The following is a 14,534-nucleotide window of genomic DNA, read 5'->3' on the forward strand; positions in this document are numbered from 1 at the left end:
TAACTTTTAAAATTTGCCTTAAAATTCAAGCTCATTCAAAAGTTCAAAAAGTATAGTTCAGTGCTTCGATCCCATCTATTTTTGGACACTGAATCTTTAAAGCTTATTTTTAAATCATTAAAAAATTAGCATAGAAAAATTCCTCACCAAAAAGTTGACGAGACTAAAAAGTAAATAGTATAAAGAGGAAAAGTCTGTTGAAGGATCTCAAACAGAAATGAAATTAAACATTAAAAAAACGGGGGAATATCAGTAATAATCTCCTAAAAAAATTATAGCATTACAATTTAACATGCAATCTGTATCATTTTTTCAGGAAATTGGTAAAGACTTAATAATTGAAATAATAACAAACTTCATACGATTATAAACTTTTATATGTAGTCTCTTTTCTAAATAAAATATTATTTCAGGATTCAACAGTAATACTATTAAAAATCAAACAATTAACTTCATTTTCAGTATAAATCTCATTATACAATGAAATATTGAGCCTTTAAAGTTTCCTCTTTTTCATGCCATTATTTGATCATAAACTATATTAAAATCAGGAATTAAATTCCTTTTTTAAGCATATTCTATAGTTATGACAGTCACTCCTTTATAGACTCTACAATCAATTTATTAATAAAAAGGAAGTGGTAAACCAATGAAGCTTGTCGTGACGACGGGCATTTTTGTTGTAATTTTTGTAGTGAGGTGCCAACAACATTTGCTCTCAATTACCCTGAATACTGTACTTCTACAATACTGATCTGATCGGGATACAGTATTAAAAAAAGCCATCTGGTTCAAATCCTGCTTCTTTTGCATGGATGTCTGAACCCTTTTTTCAACACTAATTTCTGTAATAGTCATAATTATGATTTGTTTTGGGGTTATACAATAAACCAAAAATAAGAAATAAAATCCTACATAATTTATTTTAAACCGTTCATAACTAAAACTTTACCGTTCGTGCCATTAGAACAAAAAAGTCTTTTAACCAGAAGTAATATTGTCCTGTAAATCATTGATAATCAATTTATCAAATAAAATAAGGACTATGAAACCATCTATTAATGAAATCCAGGCCGTTCTTGCCAAAAAAGGATATACTTTTTTTGACCCGGCCAAACCTTATAATCTGAACATTATAGGGATTAGAAGTAAAAATGTAATCGCCAATTCCTTTGATGATACATTATGTTTAATCTTTAGCGACGACAGTCTTACTCCGCAAATATTCAGTTTTGCCGCCACAACAGATCCCGGATTATTTTGGTTAAAAAACCCATTAAACGTGAGTGGTACTGCAATTTTAGTACCAGGCCAATACAAAGGATCGCACCAAATTGGGCTGCACAAAGGCCAATACGAAGCTTTGGTACAAAAAGCTCCCGTAAAAGTGTGGAGAGATGCCAATAAAGATGGCAAACTGGACTTTTCCGGACCACAACACGAAGGTATTTTTGGAATTAATATTCACCGCAGCAATCCGGATTCAGAATCTCAGGCGGTTGAAAAATGGTCTGCCGGATGCACCGTTTTCAAAAAAGTTGCCGATTTCAAATTCTTTATGGGAATCTGCAACAAATCCAAAAGTCTTTACGGCAATTCTTTTACCTACACCTTACTGGAAGAGTCGGACTTTACTACAAATTAATAACACTTAAATAATTTATTATGAACATTGGAGATCAATTTAAGGGCCTTCCTATGGAAGACCTGATCGGTGGACCGTTATCAGCAGCTGTAAAATCAAATACCGATTTGGCCAAAGCCACAGCAGCGTTTATTAACGACATTGGTTTTGAAAAAGTAAAAGATGCAGAAGGGCTTATTGTTCCCGGTCCTGCACGAATGGTAGATTTTGTTTTTGAACGCCCTGGGCTTGACAAAGACGGAAATGCTACAGTCGAAGAAGTTAAAATGAAAGTACCAATGCTGGCCATTGTACCCATTCCTAACCTGCAAGTAGATTTGGTAGACATCACCTTTGATATGGAAGTTAAAAGCTCTACGAAATCTGTTGAATCATCTGCTTCCAAAGGAGAATTTAGTGCCTCAATGAGTGCAAAAATCGCTTTCTTTTCTATCAATGCAAGCGTTTCGGGTTCTGTTTCTTCGAGTAAAGAAAACACCCGCTCAACAGACCATTCGGCTAAATATCATGTCGAAGTAAAAGCAACCAACCACGGTTTACCTGAAGGTTTGGCAAGAGTACTTGATATTATGAATGATGCTGCAAAACCACGTCAGGTTATGGCTTATAAACCAAATGCTAATGGCGAAATCGAAAGAGGCGAAGATGGTAAACCTAAAGAACAAGGTAAACTCGTAAATACAGATGGTTCTGAAGCAACCCCATCTACAGAAAAGCCTAACGAGTAATTGATGAAGCAACCTAACACCAACTGATATGCTACCAGATAATTCGCAAAAGATCACTATCGCAGATATACGATATATAAAAAAAATAACAATTGGTTCTATTAATCCAAGTGCACCTTTTACCGAAGAAATGCGGGAAGATCAGTTGGTGTTGCTTAACAAATGTCTTTCGCAGCACCCTAAGGGAGTCATAATAGGCAAAGATATTTCTATCGGAAGTTTTAAGCTGGGTGAACACGAACTCAACATGCAAAGCACAACCTATCATGTAGGTTTTACGAGAAAGCCATACTGGCTGGATGAAAAATAACATTTAAAAAACTGAAACCATGTCACAACAAAGATTTGACCATTTATTACAGGCTATCCACAGTGCAGTATTAAAAGCTCAGGAATTAACAGAGGAGCAACATATCATGCAAATCGCAAAATATTTTGACGAAGACGGAAAACCACTTGTACAAGAACTTCATGTACCAACCCTTGATCCTGATGATGATCCTAACGCAATGACAACGCTAAGTGTTCCTTTATTAAGCCTTTTGCCGCCATCTGCAATCAAAATCAAAGAACTCAAACTAAAGTTTAAAGTTGGTTTGGGTAAAATTAAAGTAGAACAAGGTGATAGTAAAAATGGGCCAAGTCTGGATATTGACATGGGCGGCGGCGGCGGAATTTTTGGAAAAAAACAAGCCACGGCAAACGTTGAAATCACATTTGAGGCCGGAGACCCTTCAGAATCCTTTTTAAGGATCAATGACTATCTGGTTAAAAGTGTAGTATAACATTGATTATTAACTTTTAAATATAAATATTATGGCACTTAATTTTAGACCAGGCTGGAATGCTCCCATTCCACGTACTGTAGCACGTTACGGAGAGTATCAGGCTTTTCTTGATACCCTGACACCATTATTGATCGAGCAGGCATTTAGTGATGCTAACTCTCATTTTACAGATCCTGTAGCAGCAGACTTTATTAGAACTGCCGTAGCATCAAGCACTCAAGTCTACGCGATTGAGCAAGGAACGCATCAGCCGGAAGATTTAGTTCACGGAGGATTTTGTCTTCACTTTACAGGAAGAAACACCGCTAATACTGCATTTCACTTCTACGTTACACAAAATCAAGATGGGACACCAAGAATCTTCGAGATTACTTACGTGAATGCAAATAGACAAATTATAAGCTGTAGAAGAACTTAGTTGTTTCAGCATTAAAATTTAAAAACTCCCGTGGGAGTTCCTCAAAAAAACATCCGGATGTGTAAGAGGTTATCAGGAATATTTCACTAAAAATGTAATGCTATGGGAAGTTTAATCACCGTAAAAGGAAAAAAACAAGAAGCACTCTATACAACTACAGTAAACAGATTGGCATTAGATGATGAACTCTGCATTTATGCAATAGCCGATTTCTCTGCAAAAAATGGCGTTCGCTACCCCAGTTGCGAAATCAGGCAAAAGGTAGACATCAGCGGGTTCAATGCCATCAATCTTGATGAGTTGGCAAAAAACTAGATCTCATTTAAAATCATTTATCATGAAAAAACAGATTGCATTAATTTGCCTGGTCCTGTTATGCCTTGTTCCAAAATTAATGGCTCAAAAGGTATGGACACTTAAAGAATGTATTGCTTATGGCAGGAAACGTAGTTTTAAGGCCGAAGAAAATACAATACTAAATGCGACTTATGCAGAAGATAAAAAAAATATTGAAGCCTTATATCTTCCGCAATTCAATGCTGTACTCAATCCTTATTATACAAAAGGCCCGGGAGGTTATTTATGGCAATCCGGTTTTGGATTAGAAGCCAATGCTATTATTTATTCAGGATCCAAAAAAAAATATGAACTTGAAAAAGCCGATATGATAGTCGTACAAAGTGAATATAATATTGCCAGTGCCCAAAATGATATCGAACTGCAGGTTATGTATGCTTATACAGATGCACTTTCTAAAAAAGAACAATTTCTGGTTGGTGTTCGATTTTATCATAAAGCACTACAATTGCGCTATGAGCTTTCTCAAAAAAAGATCTTTACCCTTACAGATAAAACTTTTTTTGATGCAATACTACAACAAGATCGGCAGGAAATTGAATCCTTAAGTCTGCAATACGAACTGGCATTATTAAAAATCAAACAGCTCATTAACCTGGACAGCACACCTGATTTTGATATCGAAGAAATTCCGCCTTTTGCCCCTGCTTACAAAATGCTTACAGAAGCATTTCCTAAAGCAATTCTGGCAGATCCCGGAATAAGCAGTAACAAGTTAGAAGTTGCAATTGCGGCAAAGAATATAGCTATTGCAAAAACTTTTCTTTCACCTACCATAAGTTTTCAGGGAAGTTCTTTTTATGCTTTCAATAATAACAATAATTTGTCTGGAATTCAGAACTATTTAGGCTTGCGTGTTGCTGTTGCTGTATTGAATTTAAAAGGGCAAAATGCCAATATCGAACGCGCTGTTATCAATTTTAATTACCAAAAAACGCAGCTCGAAAATCAGAAAAAGACTTTATTCAATACCGTGGTTTTTATTATAAATGAATTGACAAATAAAGAAGCTGTCTATCAAAATATGCTCATTACCCTTGATAAAACCACGCTTTTATTAAGCGAAAGCAAAAAAAATTTAGAAGCAGGAAACTCTACTTACGAATCGTATTTACTGCTCCGAAACTGGAACAGACAAAATGCGCTGCAAGCTGTTGTACTAAAATACGACACTATAACTCAGGGAAAACTGCTGGACTTTTATACAGGATCAACTTTATAACGACTAAAACGAAAAATTATGAATGCAATATTTGATAAACTAAAAAATCGTTCTCCTAATACTTCAGAAATTCCTGAACCACCAATAGAGAATGCTCCTCAAGAGATCGTAATTGTAAAACCTATAGAAGAAGATGCTTTTATTCCGGCTGAAGTGAAACCTTTACCCCTTACTACTGATACCAAAACAGCTTTTGAAACCCTGATCGAAAAAGAGATTGAAACCATGCTGCAATTCATCATTCGAAAAGGAAAAAAAATAGCAGCTGAAATAGGCTCATTGTCCGAAACCAAAAAGCTATCCCATAAAATAGTTTTGAACGAAATGCTCAGAGAAACCATACATCCGGTAACACCAAAAAGTATTGATTATGTCAATCAATATCGCGATAAATCGAATTCGAGGGTGGTATTATTAAGAATAAAAATAGTACGCCAATTTACTCTAATTGCGACAATTAGTGTTCTCCTGACCGTTTTAGGATATGGCTTAATTGAATCCGACATTTTTACAGGTAAATACACCTTTACAGATATTGCTTTATTCATTATAAATCAGCTTTATATAGTGGCTACAGCATTTTTGGGGGTAATGTTATACTTCTTTCCAAAGCTCATCAAACAATTAGACGGAAGCACTTTAACAGCACATAAAATTCCGTTTTACTGGATGGCCATTTTACTTGGCAGTCTAAGCGCGATATTATTGATCAACACAAAAGTATTTGCCCCGTATCTTATAGATGATACCCTCCTCCACAACCTTTTTATTGCGTTAGCTTGTGGTTTTGTGGCCGATATTCTCTATGGCAACATTCAGGCAATTGCACAACTATAGCTTCAGCCAAATCGGGTTTCGAAGCCTAAGATCTAATTTTTAATCACAAAAACTACAATCATGAAAAAACTATTTTTATGGTATTCAGGAACGGATACCACAGCCGAAAGTATGCGTAATTTTTTTAATATCACAGAAACAGATACTATTAAAGTTGAATACATAAATGGTCTGGGAACAGAGGGAAACATCTCTAAAACCAATACATTGCAAAATAATGATGCAGCAAATGAACCTGGGCTCATTAATAAATTTACTAATTATATTTACAAACTATATACTAGAGCCAAAGGAGCACAAGAGCATGATCAAGTGGCTCAAATTGAACATTTTTTTAAAATTACAGAAAATACAAATTCTGATGAAGAAGTCGAACTCATCATTGGCGGTCATAGTCGCGGTGCTGCTGTTGGTATCCTGGGACTTATCGCATCCTTATACGAAACGTGTAGGCTTAGTTCATTCGAAAACAGTTCAATAAAAAAAATTACATTCATTGCTGTTGATCCTGTTCCGGGTTCGTCAAAAGTTCTAGGCTCATCGGCTTTAGGTTCAAAAAACGATCTATTGGGTTTTGAAACAATAGGAGGCGAAAATAAAATTAAAACGGCATTGGATTTTATTGCAACTCGCAGCAAAAAACCAAACTTATTCAAAGTAATCTATTATCCAGCCCGGTTTGATATGAGAAACGAATTCAAAGCTGATCAATATTGGCTTGACTTTTATGAAAACCAATGCAAGAATTTAAACATTGTGAATCCTAAAAATGACAAACCTGTCATTGAAACTAAATTTTATATAGGTGGATTTAGGCATTCGGCAATGGTCAATAAAACTGAAGAAATTAGTGAACTATACGATGAAATCAATTGTCCTACCAATTTATTGAAAGAAATCGTATATCACGAACTAGAAATTTCCAATAGTGATCTTAATGCAATTCAGGAAGGCATTATAAAAACAGAAAATGATGTATTGGCTTTGGTTTCAAATATCAAAAACTTAAAATTAACAGAAAGAACCACAAAGGATTCATATCCATTAGAAATTAAGGCTGAAAAAATTCTTTATTCCGGAGAATCTCTAGAACAAATTATTAGAAATCGTGCAAAAAACAATTCCGCTAAAATTAATAAAAAGAACAACAGGTATTTAGGCCTATAAAGTTTATCAAAAATATCCCTATCCTACCCTTTTAGGGATATTTTTCTTTTTAAGATCAAAACCCCATATTCTCATGAAAAAGAATCGCAACCATTTACCAGATACCTTTCCCGAAAAAGGAAACAAAGCAGCAAAAGTTTACAACGCGATTTGCTCAGAACTTGCTATGGATGGAGACGTGCATCTGGATCTGGGCAGTTTTAGTACTACCAAAATGCATCCCTATGCAAATAAATTGATTACAGAACAATTAGGAAAAAATTTTATCGATTATGGCGAATACGCGCAAAGCAAAAAAATCCATGATAGAATCGTTGCCTTACTTTCAGGATTGCTAAATGTACCGGATCCTCATTCAATAAAAGGAACTTCTACTTTGGGATCTTCAGAAGCGATACATCTGGCCCTGCTTTCGCATAAATGGAATTGGAAAAAAAGACAACAATCCTTACAGCTCGATACAACCAAACCCAATATCGTTTACAGCAGCAATGCCCATGTTTGCTGGGACAAATTTGCATTGTATTTTGATGTTGAACCCAGAAAAATTGCCATTTCTTCTTTCCATCAATATCCTTTAGAAGAAATTATAAAAAACATAGACCAAAATACCATTTGCGTAGGCGCCATTGCAGGAAACACCTATACCGGCAGTATTGATCCTATCGAAGAACTTAATAACAAAATCCTCGAAATCAATTCCACAAACAATTGGGATGTTGGTATTCATGTAGATGCGGCCATTGGCGGCTTTGTGCTTCCGTTTCTAAAAGAACAAAACCTGCAATGGGATTTCCGTTTGCCTTTGGTTCGAAGCATCAATCTGTCCGGACATAAATTCGGGTTGGTATATCCCGGAATTGGCTGGCTGCTTTTTAGAGATGCTTTCTTTTTACCCAAAGAACTCATTTTTCCCTCGCATTATCTTGGTAAACCTATAGACACCTACACCCTAAATTATTCTAAAGGAGCTTCGATGATTCTGGCGCAATATTTTTCGATACTTCAAAACGGAATTTCCGGCTATAAAAAAATAATAAACCGTTGCTGCAAAACAGCCCAAATTATCAGAGACCGACTCAAAGAATCCAATTATTTCGAAATAATAGACGAAGGCCAGTTACCAATTGTAGTATTCAAATTAAACACTACAAATGCAATCGACCTATACGGGTTTCAATCGCAGCTAAGAGCCAGAAACTGGATGCTTCCCGTTTATAACGCACCCGGAAATTTCGAACCCAATAAACTCATGCGAATTGTTGTAAAAGAGAATTTCGATACTACAATGGTAACACTGTTATGCGATGATCTTATTGCTATTTATCAAAACTTAAACCATTATCGTTTATGAAAAAGTTTTACTATTCAATGCTATTTTTTTTAGCCACCACATATTCTCTAAAGGCAAATTTGTACAAAGAAAACCCAAAATCCAGCAATCCGTTAGTGGTTACCGTATCCATTCATCTTAATAAAATTTATGATATCAATACCGTAAACAAAACCTATATGATCGATGCTTATTTGGTTCTTTCCTGGCGCGAAGCCACAATTTCGGATTTATTTTACCAAAATAATAAAGCCAAAATCATATACGAAAACGAAGAATTTCCTAAAAACATAATTGTTCCCTCATTCGAATTTATCAATATTCTCGGTAATCGCGAAATCATCAATAAACGATTAATCATCAATCCTGATAAAACCCTTATATACAACGAACGTTTTCACGGAAGGTTTACCTCTGTCATGGATTTTCATAAATATCCCCATGATAAACAATGTTTTACCATACAATTAGAATCATTCTCGATGGAAAAAGAAGACCTCATTTTTACCAATCCGCAGCTTTTTCCAAAAAAACTCGATCCCTCATATATGGAAGAATGGAATATTTTAGGCCAACGCGATTACGTCAATAAAATGGTTTATAATCACTTAAGCGCCAGCAAAAAAGGAGAAGAATTCTCCAGATGCAATTTTGAAATCTACGCCCAACGAAAAATAGAATATTACATCTGGAAAATAATATTACCAATCGCAATCCTGGTTGTCGCATCGTGGTTGGTTTTCTGGGTAAAAGATTTTGCAAATCAGCTCAATATCTCTTTTACATTGATGCTTACAATGGTAACATTCAATTTTTTTACCTCATCATTATTGCCAACATTGCCCTATAATACGTTTATCGAACTCGTTATAATATCCGGCTATATCTCGATTTTCCTGACCTTAATCGCCATAATTTTCAACTACGCCTATTCAAAAAACGATCGTACAACCCTAAAAATAAATAACTTTTTTCAATTATTTTTTCCTTTACTTTATATTCTTTACATCCTGATTTGCATTTATATAATTTTCTTTAAAAAAAAATAATCTGGGCTGTAGTGTTTATAAAAACTGGACTATACAGTTACTTGCCATCTTATTATATTTACGTAAAAATACATCCAAAAATGAAAAACATATCAATACCACAAGCAGGCTTAATTTTACGAATAGTGCTAGGAATCACCATGCTTTCAGCCGTTGCAGACCGTTTCGGACTTTGGGGCGCACCAGGTGATCCCGGAGTTGCCTGGGGAAACTGGGAAAATTTTATCACCTACGCCCATACCCTAAACCCTTTCGTTAGTAAATCCGTTGCAGGAATATTAGGCGCTTTGGCCACATTCTTCGAAATCGCATTTGGACTCTCCTTAATCATCGGATTCAAAAAACTAAATATGCCGCTTTAGGAACCGCAGGATTAATGCTCCTTTTCGCGATCACGATGGCAATTTCGGTTTCTGTAAAAGCACCTTTTGATTATTCTGTGCTTACAAGTGCCGCAGGCGCTTTATTACTTTCTACAATTGGCAGAACTTCTTTTGCGCTTGACAAATAAATAAAAATTCTGGTTGAATAATTAGAAGCTAATCCAGCCATCCGCTGTATCTTTTGTGGTGAACCCCACCACAAAAGGATGCCGCTCCTGTCTGGGCTAGGGCACTCATTTTCATAAAATATTCTGAGATTTATATCGAGAAATCAAAAAACACACAAAACACTAATAATGAGTATCTTATAAAACACAATAAAGAATCATGTAAAGGATTAAAAACCTAAACCTCTAATTTTGAAATAATTAATTATTAACGAAATAAATAAAATTATGAAAACGCTAATCAAATCAAAAATCGCATTTCTTTTTATTTTAATCGGACTTTCATTTTCCTGCAAGAAAACCGACACCATTCCGGTCGATAATACCTATGTTGACTCTACCGAAACAACAATTGATAGTGTAGACGCTACAATAGACACAGCAATTGTACCTACGGATACATCTGCTATAAAAAGAGATTCTATCGCAAACGCAAAAAAATAGATCATGATCCCATTTTATAAAGGATTCAGACTATTATTTTATAAAAACTCCATCATAATGATGGAGTTTTTTTGTGTTTTTTAGATTGTGCGTATTTTGCTTTTAATGGCGCACGGATGATATGGATTCGCTGTCGCGAAAACGCAGATTTACACGGATTTTTTATTTTACTCATGATAGCTACCCGCAATCTTGTCATCCTGAGGAACGAAGGATCACGCACGGAACTCTACAAAGATTGGCGATTTAGTTTGCAGCATTTCTCGTGCAATCTTTCGTTCCTCAAGATGACAAACTATCCGAAAATATTATTATGAAAACGAGTACCCTAGGTACCCGATAGATTCTGCAAAACCTTTTTATTTTTTTTCTTTAAAAAATAAAAAGATTGGAACGGATTGCTTCGCCAATTCACACTTTCAGGCTCGGGTCCGGGATTAGCTCCTGAAAAAAAAGATTTGGTTTTATCATGGAAATCGAAATGACAAAATTGTGCATAGTTGAAGGAACTCTTAGAAATTTAAAAACGAAACGAAACACAATATCTCATTAACTAACAACCTTTTACACTGACACAAATTAAAGACAACTCATTTTTAAGGTATATTTAAGCTCCTAAATTCTTCCCGAACAAATATCAATTCGTAAATTAGCGCCAACAAAATTTATCCCAATGACAGTACTTACATTTACCTTGATTATGATTCTTGGTGCTTTTTTAGCAGGTTTTATTGGTTCATTATCAGGCTTGGGTGGCGGAATTATCATAATTCCCCTTTTAACAGTCATTCTTGGCGTTGACATTCATTATGCAATTGGTGCAGCTTTGGTTTCTGTAATTGCAACTTCCTCAGGTTCAGCCGCAGCTTATGTCAGGGAAGGAATCACGAACATGCGATTGGGAATTTTTCTCGAAATTGCCACAACAATCGGAGCCGTTTGCGGAGCTTTACTTTCGACCATCGCTCCTACTTCATTCATAGCCGTATTATTCGGACTTACTTTGATTTTCTCGGCTATAAATTCACTTCGAAAAAAAGAAGAACATATTGTTTTAGAATCATCTCCTTTGGCTAAAAAATTACGACTTGAAGGAACTTATCCCACTCATGACGGGCAAGTAGTACATTACGGAACCAAAAACGTAGTAGGCGGTTTTGGAATGATGGGAATCGCCGGTATGATGTCAGGTTTGTTAGGTATTGGTTCAGGCGCTTTTAAAGTGATTGCCATGGACAATATCATGAGAATTCCTTTTAAAGTTTCTACCACAACCAGTAATTTTATGATGGGTGTTACCGCAATGGCAAGTTCTGTAATCTATATCCAGAAAGGATATATCGAACCTGGAATTTGTATGCCGGTCGTTATTGGTGTTTTGTTTGGCGCAATGGCTGGAGCAAAAGTACTTGTAAAAACCAACCCTAAAAAACTAAGAATCTTTTTTGCGTGCCTGATTTTTGTGCTTGCAGTAAACATGATATACAACGGACTTAATGGAAAAATCTAAGACAATGCAACACGAAAAATTTGGAGAAAAAGATTTTCAATCCATCATTGGTAATTTATTGCGCTATGGCGTCTGGATCTCATTATCTGTAGCCTTTATTGGCGGAATCGTCTATTTGATGGGTCACAGTAATGATATCGAAAACTATTCTGTTTTTAAAGAAAATGACCGTAATATATTCGAAGTAATTTCAACCATCTATAATGGAGCCATTCAGGGAAATGGAGAATCGCTAATCTTTGTTGGGATCATCTTACTTTTCCTTACGCCTGTATTACGTGTTTTACTATCGCTGTTTTCTTTTCTTTTAGAGAAAGATTATTTGTATGTAGTAATTACATTAATCGTTATTGTAATCATTTTGATAAGTGTTTCTTTTGGATTTTCGCATTAAATAACAATTCGTAATTTTTTATTAAACACATAGAAACATAGGTTTTATGTGTTTAATAAATAAGAATGCAAAAAGAAATTCATTTCTTTCACATAGCGCTAGCTATGTGAATTTTCAATAAGTGAAACGCCTTTTTATCAGTTCAAAAATTCTATGTCTCTATGTGTTTAAAAAAACACAGTTCATTAAAGACTATTTTTTACTAATTGCCCTAATCGTTTTAGATCCAGTTCTACTTTTTCTTTCCATTCTAAACCAAAATTAAGCCGCATACAATTATTGTATTGATCATGTTGGGTAAAAATTCTGCCTGGAGCAAAACCTATTTTTTGCTGGATTGCCGTATCGTACAAAACAGCCGTATCAATACTTTTATCCAGTTCAAGCCAAAGAAAAGAACCTCCCTGCGGTTGCGAAATTTTAGTATTTTCAGGAAAATGATCTTCAATGGTACGCTGAAAATGCAATGAATTGGTGTATAATGTACTTCTTAAGTTCCTTAAATGGTGATCGTATCTTCCGTGCTCTAAGAAATCGGCAATTACTTCCTGATACAACGAAGGCATACAAACCGTCTGAGCCATTTTTTGCCTGATGATTTTATCCTTAAATTTCCCCGGTGCCACCCATCCTACACGATATCCCGGTGCCAATGTTTTAGAAACTGATCCGCACCACATGACAATTCCTGCTTCGTCATAATACTTGCACGGCTTTGGCCTGGCGGTTCCAAAAAATAGATTGCCATACAAATCATCTTCTATTAAAGGAATATTATGATGCGTGAGCATTTTTACCAGTTCTTCTTTATGTTCATCAGGCATTAAACTCCCTAAAGGATTGCTGAAATTGCTCATAAAACAGCAAACATCAACTTTATGAATCACCTTCTTTAAAGCCTCTAAATCTACTCCTGTAGTAGGATGTGTTGGTAATTCGATAATATTAAGTCCCATATTCTGGGCAATCTGAATAATTCCAAAATAAACCGGACTTTCAATCGCAATAGTATCTCCGCGTTTGGTAACGGCCATTAAACAATTAAAAATCGCATTCATAGCTCCGGAAGTAGTCACAAAATCATCTTCAGTCAATTTCCCTTCTAGTACAATGGCCCATTTTGCTACATTTCGTCTCAAATTGGCGCTTCCCTGAACAGGTTCGTAACTTGTTCCGCTTTCGGCCAGATTGCGTACGACTTTTGTAAGACCTTTATTAAGCTTCGCAATAGGCAACAAACTCGGATCAGGAACTCCAATCGAAAACCTTGTTATATCTTTATCACTTAAACTATCAAAGACCTTTGTTATCAAATCCTCAGAAGTTGTTTTTTGTTCTGATAACTTCAGTTTATTCATTGAAGGAAGCAATAATTTTCTATTTGAAGTTTTACTAACATAAAAACCTGATTTTGGTCGGGATTCTATCAACGATTTACTTTCTAATTCTAAAAATGCTTGTTTTATGGTATTCATACTTACATTGTGCAATTTCTGAAAAGCACGAATAGACGGAAGTTTATCCCCAATTTTTAAAGTTTCGGAGAAAATTTGTTCCTGAATAGTATTTGCAATTTTTAGATATAAAACCTCTTTTGCCATTTTTTTTGATCGTTATCTGTATCCTGTAAATTTACTAAAATTTAATCTGTAACCTTTATGATATTAATTGCAAACATTCAGCCAGTTGAATAATTTTTCGGCAGCATTCTGAATTTTATTGGTACGTGTTTCAGGATCTTTAAATGCGGTAAAAAAAGCATTTTGGGCATGAAATTTTAAATCCTGCTCTACCTCAACGCTGTAAAATTCCTGCTCCCAATATGAGTTAATTTCCGGTTTTCCTGCTTTATTAATTGCAACAAAAGCATAACCAATTACGCGATTATCAAAAGAGGCAATACTTAAAGGAAGACCAAAATGGGATGATGATTTCGCAAATTTGTTTTCGCTATCCTTCACCTTACTTTGGTAAATATTTACAACAGATTTTAAAGAAGATATATTAATTGAATCAAATTGAATATTGGTAGTTTTCGTGGTATCCATTGCTGTAGTCGTTTAATTTCTTAACAAAATTAGGGAGTAAAAAA

18 protein-coding genes are annotated in these 14,534 nt (G+C 35.1%); 16 read left to right on the forward strand and 2 right to left on the reverse strand.

All coding sequences use genetic code 11. The annotated features are described in order from the left end of the window. Positions 1 to 1,045 precede the first annotated feature (1,045 nt). The 16 genes from GIY83_RS10440 to GIY83_RS10510 all read left to right on the forward strand — a co-directional run bounded on the left by GIY83_RS10440 (position 1,046) and on the right by GIY83_RS10510 (position 12,442). Positions 1,046 to 1,645, forward strand: coding sequence for a hypothetical protein (locus GIY83_RS10440; RefSeq protein WP_194616702.1), 600 nt, complete (start codon positions 1,046 to 1,048; stop codon positions 1,643 to 1,645). Between the two features lie 20 nt (positions 1,646 to 1,665). After that, the gene (locus tag GIY83_RS10445; RefSeq protein ID WP_194616701.1) at positions 1,666 to 2,373 is read left to right on the forward strand and encodes a DUF2589 domain-containing protein; all 708 of its coding nucleotides are present in this window, start codon (positions 1,666 to 1,668) and stop codon (positions 2,371 to 2,373) included. 28 nt (positions 2,374 to 2,401) lie between these two features. Beyond that, the gene (locus GIY83_RS10450) at positions 2,402 to 2,683 is read left to right on the forward strand and encodes a hypothetical protein (protein ID WP_194616700.1); all 282 of its coding nucleotides are present in this window, start codon (positions 2,402 to 2,404) and stop codon (positions 2,681 to 2,683) included. A 19-nt stretch (positions 2,684 to 2,702) separates the two neighbouring features. Beyond that, positions 2,703 to 3,158, forward strand: a complete 456-nt coding sequence (locus GIY83_RS10455) for a DUF2589 domain-containing protein (RefSeq protein ID WP_194616699.1) — start codon at positions 2,703 to 2,705, stop codon at positions 3,156 to 3,158. Positions 3,159 to 3,189: 31 nt separating this feature from the next. Next, on the forward strand, positions 3,190 to 3,579 hold the full coding sequence (locus GIY83_RS10460) for a hypothetical protein (RefSeq protein WP_194616698.1): 390 nt from the start codon (positions 3,190 to 3,192) through the stop codon (positions 3,577 to 3,579). A gap of 102 nt (positions 3,580 to 3,681) precedes the next feature. Next, on the forward strand, positions 3,682 to 3,894 hold the full coding sequence (locus GIY83_RS10465) for a hypothetical protein (RefSeq protein WP_194616697.1): 213 nt from the start codon (positions 3,682 to 3,684) through the stop codon (positions 3,892 to 3,894). A gap of 22 nt (positions 3,895 to 3,916) precedes the next feature. Beyond that, on the forward strand, positions 3,917 to 5,158 hold the full coding sequence (locus GIY83_RS10470) for a TolC family protein (protein ID WP_208686831.1): 1,242 nt from the start codon (positions 3,917 to 3,919) through the stop codon (positions 5,156 to 5,158). Between the two features lie 18 nt (positions 5,159 to 5,176). Beyond that, the gene (locus GIY83_RS10475; protein WP_208686833.1) at positions 5,177 to 5,995 is read left to right on the forward strand and encodes a hypothetical protein; all 819 of its coding nucleotides are present in this window, start codon (positions 5,177 to 5,179) and stop codon (positions 5,993 to 5,995) included. A gap of 60 nt (positions 5,996 to 6,055) precedes the next feature. After that, complete coding sequence (locus tag GIY83_RS10480; protein ID WP_208686835.1) at positions 6,056 to 7,162, forward strand: hypothetical protein; 1,107 nt, start codon at positions 6,056 to 6,058, stop codon at positions 7,160 to 7,162. A 73-nt stretch (positions 7,163 to 7,235) separates the two neighbouring features. Next, a complete protein-coding gene (locus GIY83_RS10485) occupies positions 7,236 to 8,516 on the forward strand; it encodes a glutamate decarboxylase (protein WP_208686837.1) in 1,281 nt (426 codons plus the stop codon). Beyond that, positions 8,513 to 9,544: a hypothetical protein gene (locus tag GIY83_RS10490; RefSeq protein ID WP_208686839.1), complete on the forward strand. Its 1,032-nt coding sequence runs from the start codon at positions 8,513 to 8,515 to the stop codon at positions 9,542 to 9,544. The genes GIY83_RS10485 and GIY83_RS10490 overlap by 4 nt, the downstream gene beginning before the upstream one ends. An 80-nt stretch (positions 9,545 to 9,624) precedes the next feature. Then, positions 9,625 to 9,906, forward strand: coding sequence for a hypothetical protein (locus tag GIY83_RS10495; RefSeq protein WP_229029289.1), 282 nt, complete (start codon positions 9,625 to 9,627; stop codon positions 9,904 to 9,906). A gap of 14 nt (positions 9,907 to 9,920) precedes the next feature. Further along, the gene (locus GIY83_RS25095) at positions 9,921 to 10,055 is read left to right on the forward strand and encodes a hypothetical protein (protein ID WP_255474396.1); all 135 of its coding nucleotides are present in this window, start codon (positions 9,921 to 9,923) and stop codon (positions 10,053 to 10,055) included. A gap of 267 nt (positions 10,056 to 10,322) precedes the next feature. Beyond that, positions 10,323 to 10,538, forward strand: a complete 216-nt coding sequence (locus GIY83_RS10500; RefSeq protein WP_208686841.1) for a hypothetical protein — start codon at positions 10,323 to 10,325, stop codon at positions 10,536 to 10,538. A 673-nt stretch (positions 10,539 to 11,211) separates the two neighbouring features. Continuing rightward, positions 11,212 to 12,048: a sulfite exporter TauE/SafE family protein gene (locus GIY83_RS10505; RefSeq protein ID WP_121319401.1), complete on the forward strand. Its 837-nt coding sequence runs from the start codon at positions 11,212 to 11,214 to the stop codon at positions 12,046 to 12,048. Positions 12,049 to 12,052: 4 nt separating this feature from the next. Further along, complete coding sequence (locus GIY83_RS10510; protein WP_228520443.1) at positions 12,053 to 12,442, forward strand: DUF1634 domain-containing protein; 390 nt, start codon at positions 12,053 to 12,055, stop codon at positions 12,440 to 12,442. 185 nt (positions 12,443 to 12,627) lie between these two features. On the opposite strand, the gene GIY83_RS10515 is transcribed toward GIY83_RS10510, so the two are convergent. Together GIY83_RS10515 and GIY83_RS10520 are read right to left on the reverse strand one after the other, a co-directional pair. After that, positions 12,628 to 14,043, reverse strand: a complete 1,416-nt coding sequence (locus GIY83_RS10515; RefSeq protein ID WP_194616688.1) for a PLP-dependent aminotransferase family protein — start codon at positions 14,041 to 14,043, stop codon at positions 12,628 to 12,630. 63 nt (positions 14,044 to 14,106) lie between these two features. Next, positions 14,107 to 14,490, reverse strand: a complete 384-nt coding sequence (locus tag GIY83_RS10520) for a hypothetical protein (protein WP_208686844.1) — start codon at positions 14,488 to 14,490, stop codon at positions 14,107 to 14,109. Between the last annotated feature and the right edge of the window lie 44 nt (positions 14,491 to 14,534).

It is taken from the genome of Flavobacterium sp. SLB02, assembly GCF_009664855.1.
Lineage (GTDB): Bacteria > Bacteroidota > Bacteroidia > Flavobacteriales > Flavobacteriaceae > Flavobacterium.

Bases quoted from the DNA above. Each gene is read 5' to 3' on its own strand.
- GIY83_RS10455 (WP_194616699.1), top strand. From the start codon at position 2,703: ATGTCACAACAAAGATTTGACCATTTATTACAGGCTATCCACAGTGCA.
- GIY83_RS10500 (WP_208686841.1), top strand. From the start codon at position 10,323: ATGAAAACGCTAATCAAATCAAAAATCGCATTTCTTTTTATTTTAATC.
- GIY83_RS10450 (WP_194616700.1), top strand. From the start codon at position 2,402: ATGCTACCAGATAATTCGCAAAAGATCACTATCGCAGATATACGATAT.
- GIY83_RS10520 (WP_208686844.1), bottom strand. From the start codon at position 14,490: ATGGATACCACGAAAACTACCAATATTCAATTTGATTCAATTAATATA.
- GIY83_RS10445 (WP_194616701.1), top strand. From the start codon at position 1,666: ATGAACATTGGAGATCAATTTAAGGGCCTTCCTATGGAAGACCTGATC.
- GIY83_RS10485 (WP_208686837.1), top strand. From the start codon at position 7,236: ATGAAAAAGAATCGCAACCATTTACCAGATACCTTTCCCGAAAAAGGA.
- GIY83_RS10475 (WP_208686833.1), top strand. From the start codon at position 5,177: ATGAATGCAATATTTGATAAACTAAAAAATCGTTCTCCTAATACTTCA.
- GIY83_RS10490 (WP_208686839.1), top strand. From the start codon at position 8,513: ATGAAAAAGTTTTACTATTCAATGCTATTTTTTTTAGCCACCACATAT.
- GIY83_RS10515 (WP_194616688.1), bottom strand. From the start codon at position 14,043: ATGGCAAAAGAGGTTTTATATCTAAAAATTGCAAATACTATTCAGGAA.
- GIY83_RS10465 (WP_194616697.1), top strand. From the start codon at position 3,682: ATGGGAAGTTTAATCACCGTAAAAGGAAAAAAACAAGAAGCACTCTAT.
- GIY83_RS10440 (WP_194616702.1), top strand. From the start codon at position 1,046: ATGAAACCATCTATTAATGAAATCCAGGCCGTTCTTGCCAAAAAAGGA.
- GIY83_RS10480 (WP_208686835.1), top strand. From the start codon at position 6,056: ATGAAAAAACTATTTTTATGGTATTCAGGAACGGATACCACAGCCGAA.
- GIY83_RS25095 (WP_255474396.1), top strand. From the start codon at position 9,921: ATGCTCCTTTTCGCGATCACGATGGCAATTTCGGTTTCTGTAAAAGCA.
- GIY83_RS10505 (WP_121319401.1), top strand. From the start codon at position 11,212: ATGACAGTACTTACATTTACCTTGATTATGATTCTTGGTGCTTTTTTA.
- GIY83_RS10510 (WP_228520443.1), top strand. From the start codon at position 12,053: ATGCAACACGAAAAATTTGGAGAAAAAGATTTTCAATCCATCATTGGT.
- GIY83_RS10460 (WP_194616698.1), top strand. From the start codon at position 3,190: ATGGCACTTAATTTTAGACCAGGCTGGAATGCTCCCATTCCACGTACT.
- GIY83_RS10495 (WP_229029289.1), top strand. From the start codon at position 9,625: ATGAAAAACATATCAATACCACAAGCAGGCTTAATTTTACGAATAGTG.
- GIY83_RS10470 (WP_208686831.1), top strand. From the start codon at position 3,917: ATGAAAAAACAGATTGCATTAATTTGCCTGGTCCTGTTATGCCTTGTT.